The organism is Desulfobacula sp. (assembly GCF_030611305.1).
GTDB lineage: Bacteria > Desulfobacterota > Desulfobacteria > Desulfobacterales > Desulfobacteraceae > Desulfobacula.
In genome coordinates this window covers 1-16072 of sequence record NZ_JAUWQB010000012.1, presented here as the reverse complement: position 1 = coordinate 16072, position 16072 = coordinate 1, and the positions used below count along the sequence as shown (strand labels likewise).

The 16072-nt window shown below is 42.1% G+C and carries 10 protein-coding genes; 7 read left to right on the top strand and 3 right to left on the bottom strand.

From position 1 onward, the window contains the following. The first annotated feature begins 19 nt into the window (after nt 1–19). The gene (locus QAI40_RS03700) at nt 20–1534 is read left to right on the top strand and encodes a PAS domain-containing sensor histidine kinase (RefSeq protein WP_299978121.1); all 1515 of its coding nucleotides are present in this window, start codon (nt 20–22) and stop codon (nt 1532–1534) included. A gap of 42 nt (nt 1535–1576) precedes the next feature. Beyond that, entirely contained in the window at nt 1577–3076 is a 1500-nt protein-coding gene (locus QAI40_RS03695) for an ATP-binding response regulator (RefSeq protein ID WP_299978124.1), read from the top strand. 93 nt (nt 3077–3169) lie between these two features. Here the strand turns inward: QAI40_RS03695 and QAI40_RS03690 are convergent, their stop codons facing one another. Beyond that, the gene (locus QAI40_RS03690; RefSeq protein WP_299978126.1) at nt 3170–4903 is read right to left on the bottom strand and encodes an NAD-dependent malic enzyme; all 1734 of its coding nucleotides are present in this window, start codon (nt 4901–4903) and stop codon (nt 3170–3172) included. 134 nt (nt 4904–5037) lie between these two features. Here QAI40_RS03690 and QAI40_RS03685 point away from each other — a divergent pair, with 134 nt between their 5' ends. Continuing rightward, complete coding sequence (locus tag QAI40_RS03685) at nt 5038–6573, top strand: leucyl aminopeptidase (RefSeq protein ID WP_299978129.1); 1536 nt, start codon at nt 5038–5040, stop codon at nt 6571–6573. Between the two features lie 38 nt (nt 6574–6611). Here QAI40_RS03685 and acnA read toward each other — a convergent pair whose 3' ends face one another. After that, the gene (gene acnA / locus QAI40_RS03680; RefSeq protein WP_299978132.1) at nt 6612–9263 is read right to left on the bottom strand and encodes an aconitate hydratase AcnA; all 2652 of its coding nucleotides are present in this window, start codon (nt 9261–9263) and stop codon (nt 6612–6614) included. A 264-nt stretch (nt 9264–9527) separates the two neighbouring features. On the opposite strand from acnA, the gene QAI40_RS03675 reads away from it, so the two are divergent. The 3 genes from QAI40_RS03675 to larA are packed head-to-tail and all read left to right on the top strand — an operon-like array spanning nt 9528 to nt 13183. Next, entirely contained in the window at nt 9528–10961 is a 1434-nt protein-coding gene (locus QAI40_RS03675; protein WP_299978134.1) for an FAD-binding oxidoreductase, read from the top strand. Nucleotides 10962–10978: 17 nt separating this feature from the next. Beyond that, a complete protein-coding gene (locus QAI40_RS03670; protein ID WP_299978138.1) occupies nt 10979–11926 on the top strand; it encodes a hydrogenase iron-sulfur subunit in 948 nt (315 codons plus the stop codon). Nucleotides 11927–11938: 12 nt separating this feature from the next. Then, nucleotides 11939–13183 (top strand): nickel-dependent lactate racemase, encoded by a 1245-nt coding sequence (gene larA / locus QAI40_RS03665; protein WP_299978140.1) that lies wholly within the window; start codon nt 11939–11941, stop codon nt 13181–13183. Between the two features lie 79 nt (nt 13184–13262). On the opposite strand, the gene QAI40_RS03660 is transcribed toward larA, so the two are convergent. Further along, nucleotides 13263–13892: a TetR/AcrR family transcriptional regulator gene (locus QAI40_RS03660; RefSeq protein WP_299978143.1), complete on the bottom strand. Its 630-nt coding sequence runs from the start codon at nt 13890–13892 to the stop codon at nt 13263–13265. A gap of 248 nt (nt 13893–14140) precedes the next feature. Between QAI40_RS03660 and QAI40_RS03655 the strand changes: the two genes are divergently transcribed. Next, nucleotides 14141–16015, top strand: a complete 1875-nt coding sequence (locus QAI40_RS03655; RefSeq protein WP_299978146.1) for a GNAT family N-acetyltransferase — start codon at nt 14141–14143, stop codon at nt 16013–16015. Nucleotides 16016–16072 lie beyond the last annotated feature (57 nt).

The following is a 16072-nucleotide window of genomic DNA, read 5'->3' as shown; positions in this document are numbered from 1 at the left end:
TGATTCTAAGGTAAATGGTGTGAGAAAAGATTTGGACATGTCTGCGGATGAGATGTATTGGCGGATAAGGATATTTGATTCCCTGTCCTACCCAAGTGTCATTATTTCTCCTGATAAAACCCTGGTAGGCGCCAATAAGAAATTTTATGAAACCTTTAATCTTTCCTTTAAGGAAATTTTTGGGAAAAAATGTTATCATACGTTTTTATATAAAGATACGCCCTGTAAGTCTGACCAGTGTACCATTTCCAAAGTCATAAAAGATAAAAAGAGTCATCGTTTTACGGTAAAGCATCATTATCGATGGGAGGAGAGGGTGTTTTCCCCTGTTTTCGATGAAAACGGTGATGTGGCCTATGTGATTGGGAGTATGCGGGATATTACCCGGACCAAATCCCTTGAAAGCCAGTTGCATGGCGCGAAAGAATTTATCAGTCGGGTTATCTATTCATCTGCAAGTGCTATTGTTGCCGCAGACCGGCAGGGCAATATCAATTTAATGAATTCAGTGGCAAAAGAATTGTTTGGCGACTATAACGGCGGGGAAGGCAAGATAAAACATACAGAACAATTGTATCGACCGGGTAAGGCCAAAGAAATAATGCGAATGCTTCGGGATGAAAAAATCGGGGGCAAGGGAAAACTTTTGATTCCACGCATTAACATTGTCAATGCAAGTGGTGAAGAAATTGAAGTTGAGATGTCTGCTGCTATTATCTACGATGAAAAAGGCAATGAATCCGCCACAATGGCGATTTATAATGATTTAAAAGATAAGATCAGGGTTGAAACAGAGTTGAAGCTCACTCAGGAACAGCTTGCACAATCTGAAAAAATGGCGTCTATGGGTCAGTTGGCTGCCGGGGTTGCTCATGAAATCAATAATCCGCTGACAGGTGTTCTGTTTTATGCAAGCCTTCTTCTGGAGAGGGATGATATTGACAAGAGTATGCGTCAAGATCTTGGGTGTATTCTTGAAGATGCCAACCGGTGCAGGGAAATTGTTAAAAGCCTGTTGGTGTACAGCCGCAGTGCGGGAACACTAAAGGAAATTGTTCAACTCAATGAGATTCTCGAACAGAGCCTGACATTGATCAGGGATCAGAAGAAGTTTCGAAATATAGAAGTTAAAAAAAATCTGTCAGAGGACATGATGCTCATTAATGCAGATACCAATAAGCTCAACCAGGCGCTGATTAACCTGGTGATCAATGCTGCAGACGCCATGGACGGAACCGGCACAATCACCTTGACAACATATAAGAATAAAGTCCAGAAAAAGGTTTTTCTGGAAGTGAGAGATACCGGAAAAGGTATCCTCTATAAAGATTTATCTAAAATTTTTGATCCTTTTTTTACAACAAAGGAAGTGGGGAAAAGTACAGGTCTCGGTCTGAGTATTGTTTACGGTATTATAGAAGAACACGGAGCGAAAATTTCTGTTAAAAAAACAGGTTCGAAAGGAACAACTTTTATCGTTGAATTTCCAATGTATGTTGCCTCGGAAAAAATACCATTTTTGTGTAATTCATAACCCTTTAAAGATATGATAATTTAAACTGAGAATAGAATAATCATGAATAATAGTAAAGATTCAATAAAAGATAGTGTAAAGAATATTGTTTTCCAGCCACGGGTTCTGGTCGTGGATGATGAAGTGCGGATTCAGGAAGTCTGTCACAGGTTGTTGACTGAAGAAGGATGTGATGTTGAGGTGGCAGAAAACGGCATTAAAGGGTTGAAAATGATTGAAGAAAAACATTTTGATATCATTTTATTGGATTTAATGATGCCGGGGATGTCCGGGCTGGATGTCCTAACCGATGTAAAATCCCGCCACCCTGATACTGTGGTGATAGTAATTACCGGATATGCAACTCTTGAACACTCAATTGAAACAATGAAAAAGGGGGCTTTTGATTTTTTATCAAAACCTTTTTCACCCCAGCAATTAAGGGTTGTTATCAGCAAAGCCATTGAATTTATACATACGCTTCAGGATATTGCAACGGAAAAATCCCGAATGAGGGTCATGATTAATACCTTGAATAATGGTGTTTTAACAACAGATAATCAGAAACGGATTGCCCTGGCAAATCCGGCATTCTTAAAGATGATCGGCTGCAGGAAGAAATCTGTGATCGGTCATACTGTGTCTGAATTTATAAAGGATCCCAGGTTGCTGGATATGATAGATCAGGCTATTGAGCAGCCCGAGGATATATTTGCAGAAATTACCGATGAGATCACCATGCCCACTTCAACTAAAAAGGATGATATGATCATTGGTGTCAGGTGTATTCCGTTCCGGGACCGCCTGAAAAGAAATTTGGGGTCTATCACTGTTTTTAATGATATTACGGCCTTAAAAAAGATCGATCAGTTAAAATCGGATTTTGTCTCCATGGTTGCTCATGAAATTAAAAGTCCTTTAAACTCTATTCTCATGCAGTTAAATATCGTCCTGGACGGGTTGGCGGGTGAATTGACGGACAAACAAAAAGAGATACTGCAAAAAAGTTCTAATCGCGTCAAGTCATTAACCGCTCTTTCAACCGAACTTCTGGATATTTCCAAAATTGAATCTGGGTTAATTAACCAGGAGAGAGAAGAATTGGATCTGATTGAACTTATAAAAGATCAGGTTGTGTTGTACCGGGATCAAGCAAATTCCAAATCCATTCATTTGATAATAAAAAAGACCCGAAAAGAAATTCGAATGATGGGAAACCGGACAAACATAGAAGAAGTAATTTCTAATTTAATATCCAACGCGATCCGGTATAGCCCAGATGGCGGGAAGATAACCGTATTAGCCGATGAAAAGAGTGATTGTGCGAAAATCATGGTTTCTGATACCGGATTTGGAATCCCGCAAAAAGAGTTGGAACATATTTTTGACAAATTCTTTCGTGTGAAGAATGAAAAAACAAGACATATTAACGGAACAGGTCTTGGACTTGCCATAGTGAAAAATGTTGTTGAAGCTCACCACGGAACCATTGAAGTGGAAAGTGAAGTAGATAAAGGCACTTGCTTTTCTATCTATTTTCCAAAATCAAAATATAAAATTTAGCCATATTATTTCAGTGAATTTGTAAAATGTGGGGATGAGCCCGCAGGCCCGTTGCCCAAACACGGGTAACGGGCTGTTGGCATTCAGCAAATATTAAACCTGTTCCAGATACCTGGGACTCCAGCGTATTTTATCCACAAGAATGTTCAGTCGTTCGGGATCATTATTGTGCTTAAATTTTGAGAAAGCACAACCCTTTTGAGTAACACCGGCCTTAATGGCTTCTGCACCGACTTTTTTGGCAACTTCCAGGGAGACGTTTCTCAGTTGATCCAGAGGGGGAAACAGAATGCCGTCATTCAGCTCTTTTTCTTTGACAAATTCAGCAATTGCATGGGCTGCCGCAGAAAAGAAGGTTGGCAAAACTTCACTGGCGCCGGATGCCACAACACCAAGGCCGACACCCGGGAAGACAAAGGAATTGTTCATTTGACCTATTCTATAGGCCTTGCCGTTGTGCTGGACGGGATCAAAAGGAGAACCTGTCGCCACAAGAGCTTTTCCGTCGGTCCATTCATAGACATCTTTTGGCAGGGCTTCTGCTTTTGCAGTGGGATTGCTCAATGGCAGGATAACAGGTCTGTCCGTATTTTTACCCACGGCCTCAACAATTTCTTTTGTAAAACATCCGGGCTGCCCTGAGGTGCCGATCAATACGGTCACTTTTTCATTTTTAATCACGTTTAAAAGAGTGTTGTCTTCTGGGTTTTTCAGCCAGGAAAGTGTTTTCGGATCTTTTGCAAGTTTTGTTTTATACGGTTCAAGTTCTCTGTCAGTGGTGACAAGCCCTTTTGAATCAAGAGTAAATATTTTGGCTTCGGCATCTTTTCTATCCAGGCCCTGCTCAACAAGTTCTGTCTCGATCTGTTCTGCAATGCCGATACCGCCTGCACCGGCGCCATGGACCAGATAAACCTGATCGGTCATTTTTTCTTTTTTTACTTTCATGGCGGCAAGAATACCAGCCAGGGCCACAGCACCGGTTCCCTGGATATCATCATTAAAGGAAATCAATTCTTTGAGATATTTATCCCGGACGTTAAAAGCCGTCTGTTTTGAAAAGTCCTCCCACTGACACAGGGCATGGGGGAAATTCTTTTTAAAGGCTATTACAAATTTTTCGATGAAGTCATAATATTCTTCGCCCTTGATACGTTTGTGCCGCCAACCCAGATAGTCCGGGTCATTTAAGAGTTCTTCATTATCCGTCCCCACATCAAGGGATATGGGAAGGCAGTGCCAGGGAGCAAGTCCTGCGCCCTGGGTATAGAGCATCAGTTTTCCCAGGCAAATGGGGATACCGCCGGCACCCTGGTCACCAATACCTAGGATTCCCTGGTTATCCGTTACCACGGCAATTCCAATATCCTGATCCGTATAATGATGCAGAACGTGCTCTGCATAATCAATATTGCCTGGATAGAAATGGATACCGTTTGCTCCGCGAAACAATTTAGAGTATTGCTGACAGGCAAGACCCACGGTGGGGGTATAGATAATGGGTAGAAATTTTGTAACATCATTTGCAATAACAGCATGGGCGAGCACAACATTCCTGTCATAAAGACTTCTGATATAAATAAATTTTTCAATATCACTTTCTTTTTTCTCAATGATATCAAGACTTGATCTGACCTGGTCTTCGAGGGGCTTTACCCTTGGTGGCAGATAACCGCTGAGTTTAAGTTTGCGTCTTTCATCAATCGTAAAAGCGGTGCCTTTACTGATGTTGTTGAAACGAAGGACATCAAAACCCCTTAAGTTAATCTGGACTCCTGTGGTTTCTCCAAATTCGCCATACTTAAACTCGTAATGATTGATTTCCATAAACAAAAAAATTCCCTTAAATTATAATTTCAGTAAAATATATCTATAAAAAAACAACGAAACATATTATATCATAACTTTATAATAATAAAGGTAAAAGAAATGAATGATTAAACTTATAATAAAGGACACCCATGAAAACAACCCGATTGACAGTAACTGAAAGACCCGTAGAAACCATTGACTCAGACCTGCTTATATATTGTGTGGCAGAGGAAAAAAACAAACCGCCCTTATGTGATCATTTCATAAAGGACCCGGTGGAAAAGGCATTTGACCTGAAGGATTTTTCAGGTAAGGCAGAAGAACAACTCATGTTTTACCCATCTTCCGTTAGTGCGGAAGAAAACATCAAAGCTCGACGGATCCTGGTGATGGGGATGGGCAAAATAGAAAAGGAAAAGGATTTTTCAAAAACGGTTGACTTACTTAGAGAAATCGGGGGGAACATGGCAAAGGCGTGTAAAAAAACAAAGGCAAAAACAATAACGGTCTGTCTTCCCGCCATCCAAACCCTTGGTCCGGAAAAAACAGCGGAATGTTTTGCAGAAGGCATGCTTCTGGGGGATTATCGATTTTTAAAATACAAAGAAATCAGCAAAAAAAAAGGAGATTATGCCGGACTTAAGATGATTCGATTCTCCTGTACAAACTCGGTTAACTCCACTCGAAAAGGAGTAAAAAAAGGCGTTGTTGCTGCCCGTGCCGCATGTGAGGCAAGGGATATGGCCAACGAACCCGGTAACGGATGGACATCCAGAGAATTTGCCGACTATGCCAAAATCCTGGCCCAAACACACGGGTTGACATACACCTGCCTTGAAAAAAAGGACATGAAAAAACTGGGTATGGGCGGTATTCTGGCTGTCAATCAGGGTTCGGCCATTCCTCCCAGGATGGTAATTCTTGAATACAAGCCTGAAAAAAAATCTGATACCATCCTTCTTGTGGGAAAAGGCATTACATTTGATTCCGGCGGAATCAGTATAAAGCCTTCATCCGGCATGGAAGAGATGAAATATGACATGTGCGGCGGTGCAGCCGTATTGGCAACCATGCAGGCTGTAGGAGAGGAAAAACCATCTGTCGGTGTTGTGGCCGTCATTCCTGCCACAGATAATATGTCCGGCAGTTCTGCGGTCCGACCAGGGGATATCATCCGCCATTTCAATGGGGTCACTTCGGAAATTGTGAACACGGATGCCGAGGGCCGGATGATTCTGGCCGATGCCCTGGCTTATGGCATCAAGACCTTTACACCCGACTGCGTGGTAGATATTGCCACCTTGACCGGTGCCGTGGTCGTTGGTCTGGGTCATCACTATTCAGGACTGATAAGCAATAATGACAAGCTGACAGACCGGCTTATTTGCGCTGGGAAAGACGCCGGCGAACCCTTATGGCGACTGCCCCTGACAAAAGAATACAAAAAACAGATTGAATCAAAAGTGGCAGACATTAAAAATGTAGGGGGTAGATGGGGCGGTACCATTACGGCTGCGGCCTACCTGTCAAACTTTATAGATAAAACGCCCTGGGCTCACCTGGATATTGCCGGGACAGCATGGGATTTTACAGAAAAATCCTATATTCCCAAAGGACCTTCGGGTATCGGGGTCAGAACCTTTTTAAATCTGATCCGCGACTGGAAAAAAGGAGGGCTGGCATAATACGGCGGCTCCCGGGACCAGTCGCGGGGAAAAAGGTTCTATGCTTTGATCATTTGACGCAGTACATAGTGAAGGATTCCGCCGTTTTTAATATAATCGATTTCAATATCGGTGTTGAGCTTAACAATGACTTGAAAACTTTTTTCTTTGCCATTTTTCAAAGCTTTAACTATTAAAAAGCCATTGGGTTGGATCTGGTTTAAATTGCTGATTTCAAAGGTTTCATCCCCTTTGAGCCCCAATGTTTCAAAGGATTCTCCTTGTTTGAAAATCAGTGGCAAAACCCCCATGCCCACGAGATTGGACCTGTGTATCCTTTCAAATGATATGGCAATGACCGCCTTTATCCCCAAGAGACCGGTACCCTTTGCCGCCCAGTCTCTTGAAGATCCGGTTCCGTATTCTTTGCCACAGAAAACCACAAGATCTGTGTTTTCATTCAGATATTTTTGAGAAGCATGAAACACAAATCCAAGTTCATTTTCAGGAAATTTGAGGGTTACGCCGCCTGTATCGGAAACAAGCTTGTTTTTTATCCTGATATTGGCAAACGTCCCTCTCATCATCACTTCATGGTTCCCCCGGCGAGAGCCATAGGAATTGAATTCCCAGGGTTTTACACCATTTTCAACCAGGTATTTCCCTGCCGGGTAATCCACAGGAATGGCGCCCGCAGGAGAGATATGGTCTGTTGTGACGGAGTCTCCCAATACAAGAAGTGCTCTGGCATCTTTAATATCCTCAAGGACGGGCAGATCCAGGGAAAAGTCTTTGAAAAAGGGTGGCCTCCGGATGTAGGTTGAATCTTCATTAAATTTAAAGGTGGTGCTTTCTTTCACCTCAAGTTCCTGCCAGAGCTTATCTCCCTTAAAAATATTGGCATACTGGTCTTTGAAGAATCTCTCATGGACATAGGTTTCAACAAAATGATTTATTTCCTCAGCCTCGGGCCAGATGTCCTTCATAAAGACGGGCTCCCCCTTTTTTGAAATCCCAAGGGGTTCTGTTTTAAAATTAATATCAATTCTTCCGGCTATGGCATAGATCACCACAAGGATAGGCGACATTAAAAAATTTCCTTTGACGTCCTGGTGTATTCTTGCTTCAAAATTCCTATTGCCCGAAAGAACAGACATGACATCCATATCATTTGTTTTAATGGACTCTTCAATAAACGGATCAAGGGGACCGCTGTTCCCGATACAGGTCATGCATCCAAAACCGGTATTGTTAAAGCCAAGTTCCTGGAAATAATCCATCAGCCCGGAGCCTTTCAGGTAATCCAGGACCACCCTGGACCCGGGGGACAGGGAAGTTTTGACATACCAGGGAATGGACAGGCCATTTTCAACGGCTTTTTTGGCAGCAAGGCCGGCACCGATCATGGTGTAGGGGTTGGATGTGTTAGTACAGGATGTAATGGCTGCAATGACAATACTTCCGTTGGTGAGCGCCTGGGGTTTATTTTCGGGATTGATTTGCAGGTCTTTTCTGTTCCCAAGGTCAAAAATCCTCGTGGACCTTTCTTTTACGCCGGAAAGAGAAATCCTGTCCTGGGGTCTTGAAGGTCCTGCAACCGAAATTTCAATCAAAGAGAGATCCACGTCTATTTTTTTGGAAAATTTTATGTCATTATCGTGGAAATTGAAGAGTCCACAGGCCTTACAATATGCTTCAACAAGGGCAGCTGTTTCCGGTCGATTCGTTTTTTTAAGGTATTCCAGGGTATGCTCATCAACTGGAAAAAAACCGGCTGTGGCACCATATTCCGGCGACATGTTGGAAATAGTGGCTCTGTCGGTCAAAGTAAGGTTCTTTAACCCAACTCCCGTGTATTCAACAATTTTTTCAACTACATTTTCTTTGCGAAGTATATTTGTCACATAGAGGGCAATATCAGTTGAGGTAATCTGCTTTTGCGGTTTGCCGATAAAATTGACACCGATAATTTCCGGAAGATTCATATAATATGGCTGGCCCAGCATGACGGCTTCTGCTTCAATACCGCCTACGCCCCAACCAAGAACGCCCAGGGCATTGATCATGGTAGTGTGGGAATCAGTGCCCACGAGGGTGTCAGGAAAAGCTACAAGACCTTCTTGGGTCTGTTTTGTTGAAACAACCGTGGCAAGATATTCAAGGTTAATCTGGTGACAAATCCCTGATTCAGGTGGAACGACCCTGAAATTGTCAAAGCTTTTCTGGGCCCATTTTAAGAGCTGATATCTTTCTTTGTTTCGCTCATACTCTTTTTGGGCATTTAAAAAGAACGAATTTTTTTCCTTGAAATGGTCCACCTGGATGGAATGGTCAATGACCAGGTCAACAGGGACCAGGGGATTAATTTGCATAGGGTCTTTTCCTGCCTCATTGACGGCATCCCTCATGGCGGCAAAGTCAACAACTGCAGGAACTCCTGTGAAATCCTGCATGAGAACCCTTGCAGGATAGAATGCAATTAACTCGGAAGTTTGAGTACCGGTTTCATAGAATTTTGCAGCAGTGACGACGTCTGACCATTGGATGGTTTTTGAGTCCATATTTCTTGCCAGATTTTCTATCAGGACACGGGCTGCAAAGGGGATAGGTTTGATTTTTGCCAGTTCCATTTCTTCAAGTAATTTGATATTATGAACGATAAACTCTTGGCTTCCCAGGGCAAGTTTTTGTTTTAAACTATAATTGGTCATTTGTTTATTCCTAAGAATTTTTATTTTTGAAAATTTTTAACTGATTCAATAAAGTATTATTAAATTCAGAATAGATCAAGACACAATCAGTATTTGGCTAAAAATAGATCCAGCCGTGGAAGATAATCCTGTAAATTCCTGATAATAGTTTAAAGAGTTGCGAATTAAGATTGAAATTTTCAAATCTTTATGGAAGTATTAGACTTTTATTAGTAAAAATTATTGTGTGAATATAGCAGATTCATGAAAAAAAGGGAGACCCGAATGAAAACAATTGATGAAACCCGATTAAGAGATATTGTCGGGGAACGCAATATCAAAACAGACCCTTCAGACCTCTATGTATACGGATCAGATTCTTCTGTGCATCATGCCATGCCCTGGGCTATTGTCAAACCGGAAACCACCTCACAGGTCCAGGAAATCATGCGATACGCAAACGAGGAAATTATCCCGGTTATTGCCCGGGGTGGCGGCTCAGGAATGTGTGGCCAGGCAGTCCCGATCCAGGGAGGGATCATCCTTGATATGAAGGGAATGAACAAAATTCTCGAAATCAACCTTGAGGATGTGTATTGCCGGGTTGAGCCGGGTGTTGTTGATGATGACCTCAATCTTGCCTTAAAACAATATGGGGTATTTTATCCCGCGACACCAGCTTCTTCCAGGATTGCCACCATAGGCGGTGAAATTGCCAATAATGCCAGCGGGGTGAGGTCTGTAAAATATGGTGCAACAAGAGATGCTGTTCTTGGGATGAAGCTTGTTCTGCCAAATGGCGATCTGGTCACACTGGGCTCCCATACAAGGGTTGAAGCCTCGGGCTATCAGCTTCACAAACTCATCGTCGGGTCTGAAGGCACGCTTGGGATTGTGGTTGAAGCCACCTTAAGCTTTGTTCCGATCCCGGAATTCAGATGCATGGGGGTTGCCAATTTTGATGCCCTTAAAGATGCCGGTGAAGCCATTGGGTCTATTATGGCATCGGGTGCGATTCCTTCCATGCTGGAACTGGTAGACGATGTTGCCATTAAAGCTGTAAATAAAACCATGGATCTTGGTCTTAAAGAGGTTGCAGCGGCATTGATTTTTGAAGCAGACGGCATGGTAAAAGAAGCTGTTGATTATGAAATCGACAAAATAAAGAAAATATGTGAGAAGCATAATGGCACGGATATTCATGCCAGCTATGATCCAAAGGAACGTGCAAAAATTTTCATGGGTCGAAAAAAACTCTTTCCAGCACTCTCAAAATATGACGACAATCTTGCCAGTACATCCCTTGCCGATGACATGGCCGTTCCTTACTCAAAAATGGCGGAACTGGCAGGGAAAGTCCATGAAATAGCAGACGAAAATAATATTGTCATGACGGCCTACGGCCATTGCGGTTCAGGGTGTATGCACACCAAAATCTTAATGGATACAAAAAGAAAAGACCAATGGGATTCTGCCAAAAAGGCCATAACCCAGGTGTATGACTATGTCCGGTCTGTTAATGGGACCACCAGTGCAGAGCATGGTATCGGAATTTCCAAGGCTGAATCATTCAAAATTGAGAAATCAGATTCATTAAGTCTTCTGGCCGGTATCAAAAAAGCATTTGATCCCAATAATATTCTGAATCCTGGTAAACTTGCGCAGGCCCCGGAAAACTGGGTGACTGCGACCAACTTGAGATATTCTGTGAACAGCTAAATTAAAAGGTTAATTCCATGGAAAATAAAAGAAAAGAATTTAAGAATCTTGAAAAATGGCAAGACACCCTGGCGAATTGCATCAGATGCGGATACTGTTTTGAACATTGCCCGATGTTCAAGCATACAGGCTGGGAATCTGATGCACCCAGGGGAAAAATAATCACGGCTTTCGGACTGTTGACAGGTGAGGTGGAACCTTCAGAATCAGCAGCAGATAAAATGTTCTCATGCTTTTACTGCAAACGATGTGAAGCTGCCTGCTCTTCAGGGGTTCCCTTAACTGAAATTTTCACTGATGCCAGAAAAGACCTCGTTGAGATGGGACTGAAAGGCCCTGGGACAACCTCTATAACAGAACTATACTGTGCCCGCTGCCTCCTTTGTGTGGGGGCCTGCCCCCATGAAGCCAGATTTTATGATGGAAAAGGAATTGCCACTGATCCAGCCAAATGCCAGGCCTGCGGTATCTGCCTTGAAGTCTGTCCGGCAGGCGCAGCTAAAATTGAAAATGATTTTGGAACCGGCAGAGATGATCTTATTGAGAGGGCCTCAATTTTTTTAGAGACCCATGAATCTGCTAAGGCCATTATTTTTGCCTGTAACTGGTCATATTATCCCGGCCTTCAGGCTTCAGTACTGCCTGAATCCGAAACAAAGGAAAAGGCTTATGAAATTCTTGTGAACATGTGTGGCGGACGTCTTGAGGCACATCTGTTGATGGCTCCTTTTCTTCACAATGCCTGGGGTGTTATGGCAGCTGTCTGCCCTGACGACGAATGCGAGCACAACGGTAATCTTCGGGCTAAAAAGATAGTTGAAAATCTTCACAATACATTCAAAAGCATTGATATTGACCCTGAAAGGATTCAGCTCGTTCAGATTCCGGCCGGGGACAAGACATTATTCCAGGCTGAAATTGATACCTTTGTGGATAAACTCAATAAATTGGGCCCGATACGCTAAAGGAGTCTTTTTATGAAGATTGATGTTCCCTATGGAAAAGACGGTTCCATGTCAGCTGAGATTAATGATGATGTCAAGATCAGTTTTCTTGAAGCAAATGACGTTCAAATCGGTGATGAAGATGAAAATATAAAAGTCGCTATCAATAATCCCATCAACAGCAAAAGCTTTAAGGAGTTTTTAAGGGATACAAAAAAAGTGCTTGTCATTGTCAACGATGCCACAAGACCTACTCCCACTCAAAAAATTCTTGAATTTATTTTTGATGACTTAAAACAGACTGATTTCAACTTTATTATTGCCACCGGTGCCCACAGGGGCCCATCCCAGGAAGAATATCTTCAGATTTTCGGTTCCTATTATGAGGAAATTAAAGATCGGATTATTGTTCATGATGCCAGGGTTGAAGAAGACATGGTTTTCTTAGGTCAGTCTACCAATGGTACGCAGATGTATGTCAACAAGGCCGGGGTTGAGGCAGATAAAATTATTATTATTTCTTCTGTGGAACCCCACTATTTTGCCGGGTATACCGGGGGAAGAAAATCTTTTTTGCCGGGTATTGCAGGGTATACAACCATAGAACAGAACCATAAGCTTGCCCTTGTCCCTGAAGCAAAGGCCTTAGCCCTTGACGGCAACCCGGTTCACGAAGATATGATTGATGCCATTAAAACCGTGAAACAGGAAATTTTTTCCATCATGACGGTCCTGGACAAGCACCATAAGGTCTACGCCACTTGCTGCGGCCATATCAATGATTCGTTTCATGCCGCCATAGACTTGGCTAATGAGGTGTTTGCAGCCCCTTTGGAAGAAAAGGCCGACATTGTTGTATCAGTGGTGAAATTCCCACAGGATATTGATTTATACCAGGCCCAGAAAGGCATTGATAATGCAAAGTTGGCCCTGAAAGAAAATGGAATCATGATCCTTGTGGCTAAATGCAGGTGTGGTATCGGCGGCAAGGCGTTTGCCGATCTTTTGGGTTCCAGCGACACGCCCGAAGCTGCACTTGAAACCATTGAAAAAGGATATGTTTTAGGGTATCACAAAGCGGCTAAAATGGCAGAAATCGGACTTTGGGCCCAAATGTGGGGAGTGACAGATGTAAAACCGGAGGTCATTTCAAAATTGTTCATTAAGCCTTTCAGCCATCTTCAGACTGCCATTGACCTTGCTCTTAAAGAAAAGGGCAGAAACGCAAGTGTGTTGTTTCTGATGGATGGCGGGCTTACTGTTCCTTTGATAAAATAGGGTAATAAGACAGGACCGGATTTTTTTGCATAATCACTTTGGGCAGCCATGCTAACGGGTACTTATGTTAGTTATAGGATTATTTTTTCTTCAACCCCTTAAGGATTATTTTAAATGCCGTTTTTAACGTAGATTTGACAAAATCCTTTTGACTATTTAAAACTCTTTTGGAATCAACCCATAGGACAACACCAGCATAGGAGGACCATAGGATATCCGCAAGAACCACGGGATGTTCTTCAATAAAAATACCCTGGTCAATCCCTTCTTTTATAACATCAACCATGGCCCCATGAGCCATGGTTGAGTGTGTTTTGATCTGCTGTAAGAATTCATCTGAAAGATTCTTAAGCGTTTCTCCGGATTGAAGGTGAAACAGATTGATTAAAATATTTGAATCGTACTCATACATATCGATAAACACATCACAAAATCTTTTGATTTTTTCTTCCGCTGAAATATCCTGGCCTACAACTTTTTGAATCTCATCTGCCAGGTGTTTCAATATTTCAATGGAAAGGGATGTATGTAATTCTTCTTTGCCCTTAAAATACAAGTAAAGAGTCCCGGGACTCAGTTCTGCTTCCATCGCAATCTCTTCAATTGTAGCAGTGTTAAACCCCTTATTGGAAAAAACTTTTCGTGCAGCATTGATAATCCCTATTTTCCTTTGCTCTTTTTCTCTTTGTTTGCGTTCATATATACCCATACGTTCCTCATTATTTTTTGAATACGATTCATAAACTGATAGCGATTAATAAATACAAGAAAAAAAGGGAAATCGCAAGGAAAAAATTGAAAAAATACAACCTGCTTAATTTTGTGATTTAATATTCCATTTTATCATAGACAAAAATCATTCATTTTTAAAAAAAATTAAAAATTCTTAATGATTTAAAGGGTGTTTTTATGTTAATATACCGCAAAATAAATTAATAATTAATGGAGACACCTATAATGCCAAAAACAACTTATTGGGCTGACAATTATGTCCAGAAACTAACCAGTGCAAAACAAGCATTGCAACATATACACCCCGGCCAAAGGGTGTTTATCGGCTCTTCATGCGGAGAGCCCCAACATCTCGTCAAAAAATTAGCAGAGGCCTCTGTCCGGTTTACGGATCTTGAAATTGTCAGATTATTGTGTATTGAAAGCGGCCCTTTGACATTGGTTGCCAACCAGTCTCATTCCCAGCAGTTTAATATCCGGTCCTTCTATCTGGGATCGGCATCCCCGAAAAAAATTAGTCAAGACCAAAGATTTAATACTCCCATTAACCTTTCCCAGATTCCCCATTTGTTCAAATCAAGAATGATGCCCATAAATGCCGCCCTGATCCAGGCTTCTCCGCCCGACGATTTCGGATGGATGAGTTTAGGGGTATCTGTGGATATCACACTTGCTGCCTGTGAATCTGCAGATATTGTGATTTGCCAGACTAACCCGAATATGCCAAGGGTCTTGGGCAGAAGCTTTATCCATGTCAATGATGTGGATTATATTGTTGAACACGAGGAAGATCTTCTAACCATACAACCCCTTCCTGAACTTGAAACTGCCAATATTATCGCCAAACATATATCCCGGCTGATTGATGACGGATCTACCCTGCAAACAAACCTGGGTGTAACAAATGAAGCCACAATGCTTTGCCTGTCTGAAAAAAATGATCTTGGTGTCCATTCTCAATATTTATCAGACGGGTTGATGCGACTTTTTTCCATGGGGGTTATCACCAATAAAAAAAAGGGATTTAATAACGGAAAACTTGTAGCCGGAAGTGCGGTCGGATCACATTTTCTCTATGAATTTATTGACGACAACCCTTCCATTGAATTTCATCCATCAGATTATATCAATAACCCTTCCATTATTGCCAGGCACAACGCCATGGTCACTTTAAACACTGCCATGGCCATAGATCTGACAGGACAGGTTGCAGCAGATGCCCTCCCCTACAATAATTATACCGGTATCAACGGACTTCTTGATTTTACCAGGGGAGCTGCCATGTCAAAAGGCGGTAAATCCATACTGATGATGACCTCTACATCCGATCATGGCACGAAAAGCCGAATCATCCCCAATTTGTCTGGTATTGCCGTGGTTGTGCCGAGAGGGGATGTTCAATTTGTTGCAACAGAATATGGTGTGGTTAATCTTTTCGGGAAAACCCTTAATGAAAGGGCCATGGCATTGATCAGTATCGCTCACCCGGATTTCAGGGATGAACTCTTTTCAAAAGCAAAGGAGTTGAATTTAATTGATATAAACAGAAAATTCAAGCAGGCAATTAAAGGAGTTTATCCTTTAAAATATGAAGAAACTGTCGCTATCAATGGAATTGCTGTCATGTTCAGACCTGCCAAACCCATTGATGAAAGAAGCATCCAGGAACACTATTATACCATGAATCGGGGGGATATTGTCTCAAGATTTTTCCATGAAAAAAAGAGTTTTGTCCATGATCAGATCGATACGACTTTTGAAATTGACTATATCAACGATCTAACTATTGTTGCCACCATTGGAGAACTGGGGTTTGAAAAAATCATTGCTGTTGGTGAATATTTTCGAAACTCCATAATCAATATGGCTGAAATTGCATTTTCCGTATCCAATGAATACCAGGGTATGGGAATCGCAGAAATCCTTCAAAGGAAGCTGGCAAGGGCTGCTATAGACAACGAAATTAAAGGACTTGTGGCATATACCTCTTCTGAAAACAAGGGGATGATAAAGCTGTTTCACAAGCTGCCTTATGCGGTCAAATCGGAAAAAGAAGATGACATGATTATTCTAACCTGCCTGTTCTCTAAACTCAAATAGGATGGGGTCAGGCTTGCGTTGTTGTCGTTATTGGGCTCAATAACGACAACAACGCAA

Bases quoted from the DNA above. Each gene is read 5' to 3' on its own strand.
- QAI40_RS03695 (WP_299978124.1), top strand. From the start codon at position 1,577: ATGAATAATAGTAAAGATTCAATAAAAGATAGTGTAAAGAATATTGTT.
- QAI40_RS03690 (WP_299978126.1), bottom strand. From the start codon at position 4,903: ATGGAAATCAATCATTACGAGTTTAAGTATGGCGAATTTGGAGAAACC.
- QAI40_RS03685 (WP_299978129.1), top strand. From the start codon at position 5,038: ATGAAAACAACCCGATTGACAGTAACTGAAAGACCCGTAGAAACCATT.
- acnA (WP_299978132.1), bottom strand. From the start codon at position 9,263: ATGACCAATTATAGTTTAAAACAAAAACTTGCCCTGGGAAGCCAAGAG.
- QAI40_RS03675 (WP_299978134.1), top strand. From the start codon at position 9,528: ATGAAAACAATTGATGAAACCCGATTAAGAGATATTGTCGGGGAACGC.
- QAI40_RS03670 (WP_299978138.1), top strand. From the start codon at position 10,979: ATGGAAAATAAAAGAAAAGAATTTAAGAATCTTGAAAAATGGCAAGAC.
- larA (WP_299978140.1), top strand. From the start codon at position 11,939: ATGAAGATTGATGTTCCCTATGGAAAAGACGGTTCCATGTCAGCTGAG.
- QAI40_RS03660 (WP_299978143.1), bottom strand. From the start codon at position 13,892: ATGGGTATATATGAACGCAAACAAAGAGAAAAAGAGCAAAGGAAAATA.
- QAI40_RS03655 (WP_299978146.1), top strand. From the start codon at position 14,141: ATGCCAAAAACAACTTATTGGGCTGACAATTATGTCCAGAAACTAACC.